Raw genomic sequence first — 14,423 nt, 5'->3', positions numbered from 1 at the left:
ATCGGCGCATCATCTCCGATGACGGCACCGCCTCACATCTCGAACCGCACCCGCGTTTCAGCTCCCATGACACGGCTCACATCGACCACCTATGAAAGCCCCGTCGGCGCGTTGACCCTCGTTGCAGGCAACGGAGGGCTCCGCGCCGTGATCTGGCCCGACGGCCGGCTCGACCGCGTCGGCCTCACCGGCGAGACGCTGACGCCCGGTGACACCCCCGTCCTCGACGCAACCGCCGCACAGCTCGACGAGTACTTCGCCGGCACGCGCACGTCGTTCGACGTTCCACTCGATCTCCAGGGCACGGCGTTCCAGCTTGCGGCCTGGCAGGCGCTCGCCGAGATCCCTTACGGCGAGACCCGCAGCTACGGCGAGCAGGCAGACGCGATCGGCCGGCCGACAGCGGTGAGGGCGATCGGTGCCGCCAACGGTCGCAACCCCGTCTCGATCGTCCTTCCGTGCCATCGGGTGATCGGCCGAAACGGCTCGCTCACCGGCTTCGGCGGAGGGCTCGAAGTGAAGGCCGCGTTGCTCGAGCTGGAGCAGAGAAACGCCGGTGCGCCCGGCAGAGGCCCGGCACCCTGCTACCTTTCTCGAGCCCGGTCGCGCTAGGTGGGGAGGCAGCGGTTCCCTGAACCCGAAATCCGCTCCAGCGGGACCGAACGCCGTCCGAGGGGCGGTTTCATCGGGATTGGTCTGCGCACGAGGTGTTGACAGGTCGGGTCCCGCGCACTGGGAGCGTTCGAACCGCGTCAGATCCGGAAGGAAGCAGCGCTAAGGACTCCCTCTCAGGTGCCGCGGTTCCGCCCGACCCGAGCCGGCGACGCAGAATCCTCCGGGGAGGCCTGTTTCGACGACGGAGCGCGTGACTGGGCATAAGCTTCTCCGCCTGGGGCGGAGAAGCGTTAGATAGGGCGACGGTGCGGGCTCTTGCAAAGATCATGGGGGTCGCCCTTTCAGGGCGTGCTGGAGTGCTGCGGCTCGCTCTGGGCCGATGCCCGGGATCGACTGCAGTGCCGAGTCGGAGGTAGCCGCGATTGCCGCAATGGAGCCGAACTCGGTGAGCAACGCCTTCGCGCCGTCGATGCTGATTCCCGGGATCGCAGAGAGAAGGCCAACCGGGGATACGACAATCGGTCGGCGGCCGCTCAGCTGAATTGTCCGACTCTCTGCGCGGCGTTGCTCCTGACGGGCGAGGACGTGCAGCCAGAGCGCGGTGTCTCTGGGTGACGGCGTGCGTAGGAGGTCGATCCCGTTGTCGAGGATCTTGAGCAGTGCACCGCGAATCGGGCGAGCTGGGACAGGTCCGTCATCGAGATCCTCACCCTCCACGACGACGTAGGCGCGACGCGGATCGTGGCGGAGTGCGGCCACCTGGCTCCAGAGTGTTCGATTCACAAGGGAACGGTGCAGATCCACGACGGTCTTGCGCTCGATCACTCTGTTGCCGACGGCATAGTCGCCGACAGCAAGCGTGATGATCGAGAGTGGAGCACCCAACTGCGTGAGCTGCGCTGGCACGTCAGACCGCCGCTCGCGCACGTCAACGGATATCGTCAGTCCCTCCACGACCAAGCATTGTCGAACCAAAGGTGTGCCTCCCGTGTGCCAACTCGGTATCCAGCCTGTGCCTGACCGCCACCCCCTCCCGATGCCCCATCTCACGCGTTTGGCGCCTTACCGGCGCGAAGCGTCGGCAAGGCGCTAAACGCTTTGGCCGCCCTGTATCGCACCTACCGTCCGCTCGACTTCGGTCACGTGATCGGGCAGGAGGCGGTCGTTCGGACGCTCCGGAATGCAATCGAGCACGGCCAGGTGCGCCAGGCGTACCTCTTCGCCGGGCCGCGCGGGACGGGCAAGACATCGATGGCCCGCATCCTCGCGAAGGCAATGAACGCCGAGGGTGGGCCGAACGCAGACTTCGATCCCAACCGCCCCATCGCCCAGGCAATCGCGGACGGAAGCTCTCTCGACGTCGTCGAGATGGATGCGGCATCACAACGCGGGATCGACGACGTGCGTGAGATCCGCGACCGAGCCGTGCTCCAGCCGGTCGAGGGTGGCTACAAGATCTACATCATCGACGAAGCGCACCAGCTCACGACACAGGCCTGGAATGCGCTGCTGAAGCTGATCGAGGAACCGCCACCCCACCTCATCTTCGTCTTCTGCACCACCGATCTCGCAAGCGTCCTCCCCACCGTCCGCTCGCGCTGCCAGACCTTCGTCTTCCAGCGACCCCGATTGCAGGAGCTCGTCGCCGTCCTGCGCCGCGTCTGCGAGGGCGAGAAGATCGAGGCACCCGATGCCGCCCTGGCTCTTATCGCGCGGGGGGCACACGGCTCCTTCCGCGATGCCGTCTCGACGCTCGATCAGCTCGCGGCTGCGACCGGCAGCGCAGTCTCGGTGCAGGACGTGCTCCAGCTCGTCGGCGGGGTCGAGGAAGGCTCACTCTTCAGGCTCTGTGACACGATCATCGATCGCGACACGGCGGGTGCGCTCGTTCACATCGAGGACCTTGCCGAGCAGGGCCAGGACATCGGCCGGCTTGTCGTTGATCTGATCGACCACCTCCGCCGACTTCTGCTCGTGCAGCACGTCGGCCATGTCCTGGACTCGCTACCCGTCACGGAGGAGACGCGCGAGCGTCTTCGCGAGCAGGCCAACCAGCTGCCCGAGCCGACCGTGCTCAGGCTGATCGACCTTCTTGCGCTGGCCGTCGACGACATGCGCCAGGGCGGCGACCCGCGCCTGCCGCTCGAGCTCGCCCTCGTCAAGGTCACCCGTCCTCAGGCAGACATGTCCCGCGAGTCCCTCGCACATCGGCTGGAGCTACTCGAGGCGCGACCGGCGGGCAGCGGCGGTGCGCCCTCCATCGCGGCGGTGCGCCCTCCGGCAGCGGTAGCAGCGCCCGCTCCAACGGCACCCGCCGCCGACACCACACGAGCGGCCGAGCCGACCGCTGCTGTATCTGCTCCTGTGGCGGATGCCGCTGCACCTACGCCCCCGACGCTTCCCCCTCTCGAGCTCGACCAGCTGCGCGACGCCTGGCAGCGCGACGTCGTCGACGCCGTTCGGGAGCGCTCGATCCCGATCTCGACGCTTCTCGTGGAGGCGCGCCCGGTCGAGATCAGTGGCGACGTCCTGACGATCGAGTTCGCACCTGCGGCCGGTTTCCACCGCGCGCAGATCGAGGAACCGAAGAGCCTCGCGATGCTCGCCGATGCCCTCTACGCGGTCACTGGCCGTCGCCTGCGGATCCAGACGGTCATCGGTGTCGCACCCGAGCCCACCGAGCAGGAAGACCCGCGCGAGCTCTCCGAGGAAGACGTGATCTCCTTGCTCAAGGACACCTTCGACGCTCGAGAAGTGGAGGACCACTGATGGCGAAGTTCGACATGAATGCAATGCTGAAGCAGGCCCAGCAGATGCAGGCTCAGATGATGGAGGCGCAGGAAGAGGCGAAACAGGAGATCGTGGAGGCCTCGGCCGGCGGCGGGATGGTCACCGTCAAGGCCAACGGCGGCGGCGAGATCGTGGAGATCGTGATCGATCCGAAGGCGATCGACCCGGACGACCCCGAGATGCTCGCCGACATCGTGATGGCCGCGGCAAACGAGGCGCTTCGATCTGCAAGTGAGCTCGTAGAGTCGAAGATCCGAGGCCAGATGCCGGGGCTTGAAGGGTTGCTGCAGTGAAAGAGCGTACCGCAGCAACCCTTCAAGCATTCTCGCTGCCGCTTCGCGGATCCTGAAGAGGGCTGCCCGCAGGCCCGTAGAAGGATCGAGGAGGCCAAGGCACGCCGCCAACCCCAAGAGGTTGCCGCAGTAAAAGAGCGAACCGCAGCAACCCAACCGGTCGCGGGGTTTCGCGTCGGAGACCTCAGCCAGCGGTCGGGCTCGGAATGAGCCGGGGCTTTGGCCGACGTCGCAACTGCATTCCGATGATGGCCGCTACAACGAGCGCTGCACCGGCTAGCTGGGGTGTCGTCATCTGCTGCTTGAGCACCACCGCTGCAAGCGCAATGGTGACCGGCACCTCGACCGTCACGAGCAGCGATGCCGTCGACGGACCGACGAGCCGCACCCCCTTGAGGAACGACGTGACGGCGAAGACGGAGCCCACGAGTGCGGCGCCCACGAGGCAGGCGAACCCAGCAGGGCCGCCGAACGTTCCGAGCGAGCCGAGCAGGCCGCCGGCGATGAAGAACGTCGACGCGGCGCCGAGCGTCAGGTACGCCGCCAGCGCCATCGGATCCGCGTCACGCAGCAGGCGATCGGAGAGCAGAATGTAGACCGCGTAGGCAGCGGCCGATCCGAGCGCCATGCCGACTCCTATGAGGTCGGGGTTGGCTGCAGCGCCGCCGACGAGCGCGACACCGCCGAAGATCGCGACGAGCGCCACGAGCCGGCGGCGCGTCAGACGCTCCCGCCCGATCATCGCGGCAACGCCGACGACGAGCACGAGGTGCGCGTAGTGGACGAGCGAGGCAAGTGGCGCAGAAGTGCGTTCGAGAGAGCCGAAGAAGAGCGCGGAGTCGAGCGCGTAGACGATTGCGCCGAGCGCGAATGCCGCGAGACCCGCGCGTAGTGGGATCCGCACCATCTTCCGGCCGGCGATCCCGACGAGCAGGAGAGCAGCGGCTAGGTAGCGCCAGGCGAGAACCCCCGTAACCGCGGCGCCGTGGTCGTAGGCGATCTGGATCAGGATCGGGGAGACCGAGAACGCCACCCCCGCAACGAGGCAGAAGAGGGTTCCACGAAAGTGGGGAGCGCGCAGCCGGACCATGACGTCCAATGTACGGATGGTTGAACAAAAAGCCCTACCTGAGTTATCTTCTTCATTACAAGGTTTTTCCTATATGACGATTCAACAGCTCACGTACTTCCTCGCGACCGTCGAGCACGGTTCGTTCAGCGGAGCCGCCCGCTCGCTGTTCCTCACGCAACCCTCGATCTCGGAGCAGATCCGGCAGCTCGAAGGGGAGCTCGGGATCGCGCTCTTTGCCCGCGCCGGTCGCGGGCTCGTCCTCACCGAGGCCGGCAGGAAGTTCCGGCCCGAGGCCGAGCGCGTGATTGCAGACGTGGAGCGGGCACGCGACGCCGTCGCCGAGGTGCGCGATCTCCGTGGGGGCACGCTCGGGTTCGGGATGTTCGGGACGGCCTCGGCGTACCTTATCGCCGACCTGGCCACCGACTTCCGCAAGAAGTACCCGGACGTGCGCCTGAGACTCGTCGGGCTCAACTCGTCGGAGGTTGCCGACCAGGTACGGAACGCGACGCTCGAGGCAGGGCTCGTCGTCCTCCCCGTCGACGATGCCGGGCTCGATCTTCGCGTGGCGCGGCTCGAGGAACTCGTGGTGGTCAGCCGCGAGCAGTCCAGGCTCAGCGACCCCGTCACGATCGAGGCGCTCGCCGAGGCACCGCTGATCCTCTACGACGCCCAGTACGGGGCAAACGACCCCATGCGCCGACAACTGCTCGACCGAGCCCAGAGAGCCGGAGTGACGCTGAGGCCCGTGATCGAGGTCGAGGGAATCGAGGCCGCCGTCGGTCTTGCGCGGCGCGGCCTCGGCGACACGATCGTTCCACGCGCCGCTATCAGTCGCCAGGGAGCGCGCGGCCTCCACTTCTCGTCCTTCTCCGAACCGCTCTACGACACGTTCGCCTTCATCGCACGTTCCGATGCCCCGCTCTCCCCCGCCGCCCGTGCGTTCGTCGAGATCGTCGAACGGCGGCTCGATCGCCTGTCCGAAGCAGCACTGTACGCGGGAGGCACGTCCGAGACGGACTCGTAGGGGACGGGCGCAGCCTGTCCCGGGTATACCCTCCCTCCATGCTCAGCCCCGCCGTCGACAACCTGGTAGCCCAACTGACCCGCCTGCCCGGGATCGGCACCCGCACCGCCCAGCGACTCACGTTCCACCTGCTCTCCGTGCCCAGCGAGGAAGCCCTTGCCCTCGGCGATGCGATCGCGGCGATGAAGGAGCGTGTGCGGTTCTGCCGCGACTGCGGCAACCTGACGGAGGACAAACTCTGCGCGGTCTGTACCGACCCTCGACGGGACCGCTCGATCGTGTGTGTCGTCGAGCAGCCTGTCGACGTCGTCTCGCTCGAGCGCACGCACGAGTTCCGCGGTCTGTACCACGTTCTCGGCGGCGCCCTCTCCCCGATGGACGGCGTCGAGCCATCCGATCTTCGCGTCGGCCAGCTTCTCTACCGGGTCGAGCAGGGCGGGATCGAGGAGGTCGTCTTGGCCACGAACCCGAACATGACAGGCGAGGCGACGGCCGCGTATCTCGCCGACCGCCTCCACAATCGCGTCCGTGTGACACGGCTCGCGAGTGGCCTGCCGGTCGGCGGCGATCTCGAGTACGCCGACGAGGTGACGCTCGGACGTGCCCTTTCCGGCCGTCGTCCGGCGTAGTCGCGCCGGTATCCTGCGACCATGTCCGGACCACGCATCGGTGTCGTCGGCGCCACGGGCGCCGTTGGCACGATCACGCTCGAGCTCCTCGCTGAGCGCGGGTACGACGTGCGCGCCTTTGCCTCCGCGCGCTCGGCCGGATCGCGACTCCCGTTCGGAGACGACGAGATCGTTGTCGAGGAGGCGACGCCCGAGGCACTCTCAGCCGGTGACGTCGACCTCTTCCTCTTCTCCGTCGGGACCGGGGCGAGCCGTGAGCTCGTACCGATCGCATCAGCGGCCGGTGCAATCTGCATCGACAAGTCCTCCGCGTACCGACTCGTCGACGGCTACCCGCTCGTCGTGCCAGAGGTAAACGCGCACCGCGCCCTCGAGGCGCTCGAGCGCGACCGGATCGTGGCCAACCCCAACTGTTGCACGATCCCGCTGACGTGCGTGCTCAAGCCGCTTCACGACGTCGTACCGTTGAAGCGCGTGCACGTCGCGACCTACCAGTCCGTCTCTGGCGCGGGTGCTCAGCGGATGGAGCAGCTCCGCGCCGAGCCGTCCGCCGACCACAACCTCGTGATGGACTGGTCGTGGGAGGGAGACGAGTCCGACGAGGAGTCGAAGCTCCGCGCGGAGACCCGCAAGATCCTCGAGCTGCCCGATCTTGCGATCAGCGCCACGTGCGTGCGAGTGCCGGTGCTCGTCGGACACTCGGAGGCGATCTGGGTCGAGTTCGAAGAGCCGCTCTCACCCGGAGACGCAACAGCGATCCTCACCGATGCTCCGAGCGTCCGCGTGCTCCGCATTCCCGAGGTCCCGACCCCGAAGGATGCTGCGGGCGGCGATGAGGTGCTCGTTGGCCGGATCCGCAAGGACGAAGGCTCCGTCAACGGCCTCGCATTGTTCCTCTCCTGCGACAACCTCCGCAAGGGAGCCGCACTGAACGCGATCCAGATCGCCGACGTTCTGCTCGCCGGTGTCGCGGCCGCGTAAGGGCGTTCTCACAGCGGGTCTCGGGGTCGCTGCCGGCCTCCTCCTCGCAGCGTCGGTCAACACGGCACCCCGCCCCGCCACGCTCATCGCCGTCGGAGACATTGCGAGCTGCAAGTCGGACGGAGACGAGCAGACCGCTGCGCTCGCGCGCACCCTGCCCGGGCCGATCGCCGTTCTCGGCGACATCGCGTACGAGGACGGGACTGCCGACGACTTCACCAAATGCTTCGACCCGAGCTGGGGGTCGCTCGTGCCGCGGATCCGAGCCTCACTCGGGAACCACGAGTACAGCAGCGGGACTGCGGATGTCGCGATCGAGCGCTTCCGCCTCCCCCCGAGTGGCTGGTACAGCTACTCCGTCGGTGCCTGGCACGTGATCGCGCTCAACTCGAACTGCTCGAAGATCGGCGGGTGCGAGCGCGGGTCGCCGCAGTGGCGGTGGCTCCAGGCCGACCTCGCGAAACACCCAAACCGCTGCACGCTCGCATACTGGCACCACGCGCGCTTCAGCTCCGGAGCGCATGGCTCGAGCGTCACGTTCGCACCGTTCTGGGATCTGCTCGCTCGCGCGAAGGCGGACGTCGTCCTCCAGGGCCACGACCACCACTACGAGCGGTTCGCGCCGCTCAAAGGCATTCGCTCCTTCGTCGTCGGTACCGGGGGCAAGAGCCACTACCCGACGCTCCTGCCACGTCCGGGTAGCGTGATTCGCAACGCCGACACCTACGGCGTGCTGAGGCTCGCACTTCGGCCGACCGGCTACGACTGGAAGTTCGTGCCCGTCGCAGGACGATCCTTCACGGACGCCGGGACCGCTCGCTGCCGCTGATCAGGGCGTCGGAACGGAGGCACCTTCGGGGGTGAAGGCCTCCTGCACCACCCGGAGTACCCTGGCGCGACGGCCTTCCTCGATCGGCGCGAGGCCGGCGAGCTCGAGACGACAGAGCTCGACCCGCCCCTGCACACGCAGGGTCACGAACCCGAAGTCCTCGAGGAAATCGCGGGGAAAGACCGTGCGGTGGACGAGCATCCTCTCTGCGGCTCGATCGCGCTCTGCGTAGCGATACGCGAACGCCTCGAGCGCCTTCGCCCCCTGATCACGCGCCTCGCCGATGGCGGCGAGCAGCAACGATTTCTCCACCCATTCACCGCCGCGACCCGTCAGGTAGACGCAGGTGACGAGAACGGCGTCGTCGCTCGGAGGGCCGGCCGGCAGGTCTGACGCCCGGGGAAAGAACCCGGCCGGGCCGTACTGCATGGAACCGAGTACCGAGCCATCGTCGTCGTAGTAGATCGTCCCCCACTCACCGGACTCCTCTTCGACGCGCTCGATCCATCGTTCCTTCGACGCCGTTCGATTGCCGCGCGACTGCCACCAGACGCAATCACGACACACCGAGGGCGCGGTGGCGATCGTGCCGCGGGTGAGTCCAGCGACGCGAGCAGACATCGCTCTACGCGCCTTCCGGCGGAGGACCGATCTCGTCGACGATCACGTCGACCGTTGCGGGAGTGAGATCGGCCATCGTCGAGAGATACTCGGCCACCCTCATCTGCACACGAGCACCGATGTCGGGAACGTTGAGCCCCCATTCAACCGCGAGGTGGAGCTCGACCGCGACTGCCTCCTCGTCGGTCACGACCTTGACGCCGTGGTGGCGCGGCCGCGACCCCTCCACAACGGCGCGCACACCCTCGATCCCGAGCGCTGCATCCGCCGCGTAGCTCGCGAGGATGTCAGCAGAGATCACCGAGTGTCCTTCCATCAAGTCGATTGTTGCACTCGCGGACCGGCGGGGGACAAGACAAGCTCCGTGACCTCTGGTCGGGCGAAGAACCGGAAGGGGACGAACGTCGTCCCCGTACCCGGCGAGACGTGCATGAGCCCGCTCTCGGTGGCATAGACGCCCGACGAGAACCGGCTCCCGGGATGCGCCAGGGAGAACCGTCCGCCCGGATGCGGCATGACGATCTGACCCGCGTGGAGATGCCCCGCGAGGACGAGGTGGAATGTCCCACGCTGCAAGGAGCGCTCGATCCCGGGGAAGTGGCACAGCAGGATCCGGAGATCGGTATCGAGATCGGCAAGCAGCCAGGGTCGGGCTGTCCCGGCGGAGTAGCTCTTCGGGTCGACTCCCACGATCTGGATCCGTCTGCCCGCCTTGTCGATGGTTGCGGCGCTGTCTCGGAGGAGAATCGCGACTTCGCCGAGCCCGGCGAGATCTGCCGGCTGCGAGAAAGGATCCCTCGTCGCTGCGACATCGTGATTACCGAGGATCACGTAGGTGCGGTCGAGCGTACCGAGGAGCTTCAGAAGGAGAGGTACACCGTTCTGGCTCGACGCGAGATCACCCGTGATGCAGACGAGATCGGGACTGCGGCTCATGACCCAGGCAACCGCTCTCTCCGTGGCGCCACGGCCGCGTGAGCGGATGCCGAGGTGGAAGTCCGAGAGGTGCGCGATCCGGAGTCCCGCGAGCTCCTGCGGCAGGCCTTCGACCTCGACGTCGAGCACACGGCAGCGGAGCCAGCCGGCCTCGAAAATGGCGTAGGCGAGTAGCGCGACGGCAAGACCTGCAAGGACGCCGATCCAGATCATGCTGCGATGCTACGCGTGGCGGCCTGGTTGTCTATGGCGCACGGACTCGAACCCGGGCGCCGCGCGCGCTACACCGAGAGCTTCTCGATGACGGGATCGACGGACACGACGTGACGGCGGAACTTCAGCTCCGAGTCCGTCAGCCCCGCGGCCACCCCGACCAGTTGTGAGAGGTGCAGAATCGGCATCGCGAAGTCGCGACCGGTCTGCTTCTTCAGCTTCGACTGCCAGGCGTCGAGCGATAGGTGGCACAGCGGGCACGGTGTGACCATCGCGTCGGCACCCGCCTCCATTGCCTGCTCGATCGGCTGGATCAGCTCGGCGAGCGCCGTCTCCTCGCGCGCCTGGATGATCGGGAAGCCGCAGCACTTGATCTTCGCCGGATAATCGATCGCCTCGCCACCGCAGGCCTCGATGATGCGCTCGAGCGAACTCGGCTTGTCGGGGTCCTCGAAACCCATCAGCTTGGAAGGCCGCAGGATCTGACAGCCGTAGAAGGGCGCGATCTTGAGGCCCTTGAGCCCCTTGTGAGCGACCGTCTGCAGGGTTCCGAACGACTCGCCGGCGATCAGCCAGAGGAAGTGCTTCACCTCCACACTCCCCGAGTACGGCGGTACCCCCACCTGCTCGAGGTTGTCGTTGACCCGCTGACGCAGGTCCTCGTCGATCTGCAACTGGTAGTTCGCCTGACGCAGGTTGAGCGTGCAGACGTTGCACACGGTCATCAACGTGTCGCACCCGGTCGCCTCGGCGTACGAGAGGATTCGTGCGTTCAGGTGGAGGTAGTAGTCGGGCTCGGCCTCGTGAATGTCGCCGGCGCCGCAGCACGTCACCGATTCGAGCTCGATCAGCTCGTAGCCGACCTTGGGCGCAAGTGCGCGCGTCGAGATGTCTAGCTCCTTCGCCGAGAGCGAGGCAAGGCAACCCTTGTAGTAGGCGAGCTTCTTCATTGTGTGACCCCTTCCGTCCCTTCGCGCTCACTCGGCAGGTACGGCCGGGGCGCGGAATCGGCCTCCGTGTACGGATCGCGTCCACCGGACGCGTCGTGGTGCGCCTCGATCCGCCCGAGGGCCTTCTCGCCCTGGACGATTCCTGCGGCGCCGTCGCGGCCCTGCGTCTTGATGAGGTCGAAAAGCGCACGCGACTCGTGGATGTCGGCGGCGACATGCGGCGGGAACGGCGGCGGCACCTTGCCCTTGACGGCGAGGCCCATGGCAAACTTCATCTCCTTGATCGACGACACGATCCCCTGCGTCTTCGGGACGAGCTCTGTCTCGCGCAGCCAACCCGTCGTCTTCGCGGAGGTGACGAACCACTTGGCGTGCTTCGCTCCCATGTCCCGATCGATGCCGTTCTTCATCGCCTCGGCACCGAGCTTGGCGATCGCGTCGCGCGGATCGACGCCCTTCGGGCATCGCTCATTGCAGAAATAGCAGCGCGTGCAGTCCCACAGGCCGTGGGGCTCGGAGTACTTCTCGAGCCGCTCGATCGTGGCACCGTCGCGGGGATCGCCGACGAACCGCATCCCCTTTGCAAGCGCGGCCGGCCCGAGGAAGTCCGGGTCGGCCTCCATCGAGTTGCACTCGGAGACGCAGCAGCCGCAGTTGATGCAGAGCGACTCCTTGTGGATGACGTCCATCCGGGGCTGCGAGACAATGTTCTCGCGCTCCTCCGCCTGGTCGAAGCGCGGCTGCAGATAGGGGTCGACTGCGCGCATCTTCTGCCAGAACGGATCCATGTCGACGACGAGATCCTTGACGATCGGCAGGTTGCCCATCGCCGAGATGACGGGGACGTGCCCCTCCTTCGCAATGTCGTACATCCGCACCTTGCAGGCAAGGACGGCGCCGCCGTCCATGCGCATGCCGCACGAGCCGCAGATCATCATCCGGCAGCTCTTCCGGTAGGCGAGTGAGCCGTCATGCTTGTCCTTGACGAGGTCGAGGCAGTCGAGAAGCGTCGCCTCCTCAGGTGCGTCGACCTCGTACTCGCGGAGCGCGCGATCTCCCGTCTTCGAGTCGTAGCGCCAGATCTTCAGGCCAACCTGCATCAGTAGGTCCTCTCCATCGGCTTCCACTGGGTCATCCTGACCTCACCGTAGGTGAGCTCGGGGCCATCACCGTTCCAGCGTGAGATCGAGTGCTTGAGGAAGTGCTCGTCGTCGCGGTCGGGGAAGTCGTACGGCCGCGAGTGTGCGCCTCTGCTCTCGGTACGGGCGATGCCTGCCTGCAACATGCACGAGGCGATGTCGAGCAGATAGCCGAGCTCGATCGCCTGAGTGAGATCGTTGTTGAAGACGTCGCCTTTGTCCTCGATCACGATGCCACGGTCGTAGCGCTCGCGAAGCCCGGCGATGATCTCGATCTGCTTCTCCATCTTCTCGGGACGGCGGAAGACGCCGAAGTTGTCGAGCATCGACTGCCCGAGCTCATCGCGGATCGACCAGGGCCGCTCGCCTGCCGTGTTACCGAGCAACGACTTCACCCAGGTCTCCGCGTCCACCCGTGCGGCCTCGCCGCCGTTCCCCGGTGCGGGAGCTCCCAGGGAGTACTCGGCGGCTGCCTGTCCCGACCGGCGGCCGAACGTGATCGTCTCCATCAGCGAGTTGCCACCGAGGCGGTTCGCCCCGTGCACGGACACGCACGCGACCTCTCCGGCGGCGTAGAGCCCCTCGATCTCGGTGAGGCCCCAGTTGTCGGTCTCGACGCCACCCATGTGGTAGTGAGCGCCAGGACGAACCGGGATCGGGGCGTAGATCGGATCGACACCGGCATACGTGATCGCGAGCTCGCGCGAGCCGGGAAGCTTGGTGAGGATCTTCTCGGCGCCGAGATGGCGAAGGTCGAGGTAGACGGAGCCGTTGACGCCGCGCCCCGCTTCGATCTCGGTGGTCTCCGACCGCGAGACGACGTCGCGAGACGCGAGCTCGAGCGCGTTTGGTGCATAGCGCTGCATGAAGCGCTCGCCGTCCTTGTTGATCAGGTATCCGCCCTCGCCGCGGCAGCCCTCTGTGATCAGGATCCCACTCGGGTACATCGTGGTCGGGTGGAACTGCATGAACTCGATGTCCTTGAGCGGCAGCCCCTCGTGAAGTGCCATCGACATCCCATCGCCGGTGCAGGCGTACGCGTTCGTGGTGGCGCGATACAGCCGCCCGACGCCACCCGTCGCGAGGATCACCGACTTGCCCGTGATCAGCTTGACGCCCCCGTTCATCAAATCCCAGGAGATGACACCCGTGCATCGCCCGTCCTCGACGAGGAGGCGGAACGCGAAGTACTCCTCGAAGACCGTCATTCCCTGAGCCATCCGGCGCTGAAGCTGCTCGTAGAGCACCTGGATCAGGACGTGGCCCGTGATATCCGCGGCATAGACGGTGCGCGGCGATCCAGCGGCTCCGAACGGGCGCTGATCCAGCCGACCCTCGGCGTTGCGCGAGAAGACAGCGCCCCAGTGCTCGAGCTGGTAGATGTCGTCCGGCGCCTCACGCGTGAAGATCTCGATCGCGTCCTGGTCACCGAGGTAGTCGGAGCCCTTGACGGTGTCGAACGCGTGCTTCTCGGGGCTGTCCTCAGCCGTATTCCCTAGAGCGGCGTTGATGCCACCTTCAGCTGCGCCCGAGTGGCTTCGCGTCGGGTGGAGCTTCGAGATGACTCCGACACGCGCGCCCCGATCGTGAGCTTCGATAGCCGCACGCATCCCGGCGCACCCGGCACCGACGACGAGCACATCGAACGTCGCTTCCATGCCACGGACGGTACCGCATTGCCGCGCCGCACCGCCCGTCCAAGTGTCACGAATCTACGGCGTCGAGGCGCTCACGGTGAGCGGCGTCGGCGCATTGCCTCGCACGGCACGAACGAATATACGCGTCGGCGACCGGCCCATTCTCCGACTCGCTAGCTCACCCTGAAGCCGAACGGCACGACCTTCGACTTGCCGAGGTGCGTCACCGTGATCGTCCCGCGCACCGTCTTCCCCTTCGCGCCCACCGGGAGCTTGAAGGCACACGACGCCCGCCCTGCAGCGACCTTCCCGACACCGCGCAGGACCTTCGTGCCCGCACGACCAGCGCACTTCACTGAGCCCGCCGGAATCCCGACCCCCGTCTCCAGCCGCGTCACCGCAGCGGAGGCAACAGCGACCTTGCCCGCTTTCGGCTTCGCCGGAACGACCTTCGGCGGACCAGCCCTCAGCGTCACCGGATCGTCGCTCTCGAGGCTGTCGGAGCCGGAGGAGCAGCCGAAGTCCTCTGCATCGACCCTGCCGTCGCCATCGTCGTCCTTCCCATTCGCACACTGCGCGAAGGTCAGGGCATACGTGAACGCACCGCCGTCGGGCGCGGAGTCGTCGCCAGCGAGTTTGCCGGCCTCGTCGAAGGCGATTGAGACGACAGAAAATCCGAACTTCGTCGCGT

The 14,423-nt window shown here is 66.7% G+C and carries 16 protein-coding genes and 1 other RNA gene; 8 read left to right on the top strand and 9 right to left on the bottom strand.

Annotated features, from left to right (window positions below):
* Positions 1-66 precede the first annotated feature (66 nt).
* Together ABIR74_RS04995 and ffs are read left to right on the top strand one after the other, a co-directional pair.
* On the top strand, positions 67-612 hold the full coding sequence (locus ABIR74_RS04995; protein WP_348175559.1) for a methylated-DNA--[protein]-cysteine S-methyltransferase: 546 nt from the start codon (positions 67-69) through the stop codon (positions 610-612).
* An RNA gene (gene ffs, locus ABIR74_RS04990) (signal recognition particle sRNA large type) lies at positions 604-867 on the top strand. Before ABIR74_RS04995 ends, ffs begins: the two co-directional genes overlap by 9 nt.
* A gap of 72 nt (positions 868-939) precedes the next feature.
* Here the strand turns inward: ffs and ABIR74_RS04985 are convergent.
* A complete protein-coding gene (locus ABIR74_RS04985; protein ID WP_348175558.1) occupies positions 940-1,569 on the bottom strand; it encodes an ERCC4 domain-containing protein in 630 nt (209 codons plus the stop codon).
* A gap of 144 nt (positions 1,570-1,713) precedes the next feature.
* Between ABIR74_RS04985 and dnaX the strand changes: the two genes are divergently transcribed.
* Both dnaX and ABIR74_RS04975 read left to right on the top strand, forming a co-directional pair.
* Complete coding sequence (dnaX, locus tag ABIR74_RS04980; protein ID WP_348175556.1) at positions 1,714-3,384, top strand: DNA polymerase III subunit gamma/tau; 1,671 nt, start codon at positions 1,714-1,716, stop codon at positions 3,382-3,384.
* Positions 3,384-3,698, top strand: a complete 315-nt coding sequence (locus tag ABIR74_RS04975) for a YbaB/EbfC family nucleoid-associated protein (protein WP_348175554.1) — start codon at positions 3,384-3,386, stop codon at positions 3,696-3,698. The genes dnaX and ABIR74_RS04975 overlap by 1 nt, the downstream gene beginning before the upstream one ends.
* 184 nt (positions 3,699-3,882) lie before the next feature.
* Here ABIR74_RS04975 and ABIR74_RS04970 read toward each other — a convergent pair whose 3' ends face one another.
* Positions 3,883-4,788 (bottom strand): DMT family transporter, encoded by a 906-nt coding sequence (locus tag ABIR74_RS04970; protein ID WP_348175552.1) that lies wholly within the window; start codon positions 4,786-4,788, stop codon positions 3,883-3,885.
* A gap of 73 nt (positions 4,789-4,861) precedes the next feature.
* Between ABIR74_RS04970 and ABIR74_RS04965 the strand changes: the two genes are divergently transcribed.
* The 4 genes from ABIR74_RS04965 to ABIR74_RS04950 are packed head-to-tail and all read left to right on the top strand — an operon-like array spanning position 4,862 to position 8,236.
* Positions 4,862-5,797: a LysR family transcriptional regulator gene (locus ABIR74_RS04965; protein WP_348175550.1), complete on the top strand. Its 936-nt coding sequence runs from the start codon at positions 4,862-4,864 to the stop codon at positions 5,795-5,797.
* 38 nt (positions 5,798-5,835) lie between these two features.
* Complete coding sequence (recR, locus tag ABIR74_RS04960; RefSeq protein ID WP_348175549.1) at positions 5,836-6,426, top strand: recombination mediator RecR; 591 nt, start codon at positions 5,836-5,838, stop codon at positions 6,424-6,426.
* A 21-nt stretch (positions 6,427-6,447) separates the two neighbouring features.
* Positions 6,448-7,407 carry an Asd/ArgC dimerization domain-containing protein gene (locus ABIR74_RS04955; protein WP_348175547.1) on the top strand — a complete coding sequence of 320 codons (960 nt, stop codon included), beginning with the start codon at positions 6,448-6,450 and terminating at the stop codon, positions 7,405-7,407.
* The gene (locus tag ABIR74_RS04950) at positions 7,391-8,236 is read left to right on the top strand and encodes a metallophosphoesterase (RefSeq protein ID WP_348175545.1); all 846 of its coding nucleotides are present in this window, start codon (positions 7,391-7,393) and stop codon (positions 8,234-8,236) included. The genes ABIR74_RS04955 and ABIR74_RS04950 overlap by 17 nt, the downstream gene beginning before the upstream one ends.
* On the opposite strand, the gene ABIR74_RS04945 is transcribed toward ABIR74_RS04950, so the two are convergent.
* The 7 genes from ABIR74_RS04945 to ABIR74_RS04915 all read right to left on the bottom strand — a co-directional run.
* Positions 8,237-8,857 carry a hypothetical protein gene (locus ABIR74_RS04945; protein ID WP_348175543.1) on the bottom strand — a complete coding sequence of 207 codons (621 nt, stop codon included), beginning with the start codon at positions 8,855-8,857 and terminating at the stop codon, positions 8,237-8,239.
* A gap of 4 nt (positions 8,858-8,861) precedes the next feature.
* On the bottom strand, positions 8,862-9,173 hold the full coding sequence (locus tag ABIR74_RS04940) for an Asp23/Gls24 family envelope stress response protein (protein WP_348175542.1): 312 nt from the start codon (positions 9,171-9,173) through the stop codon (positions 8,862-8,864).
* The gene (locus ABIR74_RS04935; RefSeq protein WP_348175540.1) at positions 9,173-10,006 is read right to left on the bottom strand and encodes a metallophosphoesterase; all 834 of its coding nucleotides are present in this window, start codon (positions 10,004-10,006) and stop codon (positions 9,173-9,175) included. Before ABIR74_RS04935 ends, ABIR74_RS04940 begins: the two co-directional genes overlap by 1 nt.
* 68 nt (positions 10,007-10,074) lie before the next feature.
* Positions 10,075-10,956 carry a CoB--CoM heterodisulfide reductase iron-sulfur subunit B family protein gene (locus ABIR74_RS04930; RefSeq protein ID WP_348175538.1) on the bottom strand — a complete coding sequence of 294 codons (882 nt, stop codon included), beginning with the start codon at positions 10,954-10,956 and terminating at the stop codon, positions 10,075-10,077.
* Positions 10,953-12,056, bottom strand: a complete 1,104-nt coding sequence (locus ABIR74_RS04925; RefSeq protein ID WP_348175536.1) for a succinate dehydrogenase/fumarate reductase iron-sulfur subunit — start codon at positions 12,054-12,056, stop codon at positions 10,953-10,955. The genes ABIR74_RS04930 and ABIR74_RS04925 overlap by 4 nt, the downstream gene beginning before the upstream one ends.
* A complete protein-coding gene (locus tag ABIR74_RS04920) occupies positions 12,056-13,753 on the bottom strand; it encodes an FAD-binding protein (RefSeq protein WP_348175534.1) in 1,698 nt (565 codons plus the stop codon). Before ABIR74_RS04920 ends, ABIR74_RS04925 begins: the two co-directional genes overlap by 1 nt.
* A gap of 152 nt (positions 13,754-13,905) precedes the next feature.
* Positions 13,906-14,423, bottom strand: a 518-nt coding sequence (locus tag ABIR74_RS04915) for a hypothetical protein (RefSeq protein ID WP_348175532.1), incomplete at its 5' end; no start/stop codon positions are given.

This window comes from Gaiella sp., from assembly GCF_039915195.1.
Lineage (GTDB): Bacteria > Actinomycetota > Thermoleophilia > Gaiellales > Gaiellaceae > Gaiella.
Note: the sequence above shows the minus strand (reverse complement) of the source record. Positions and strands in the feature narration are given on the sequence as shown.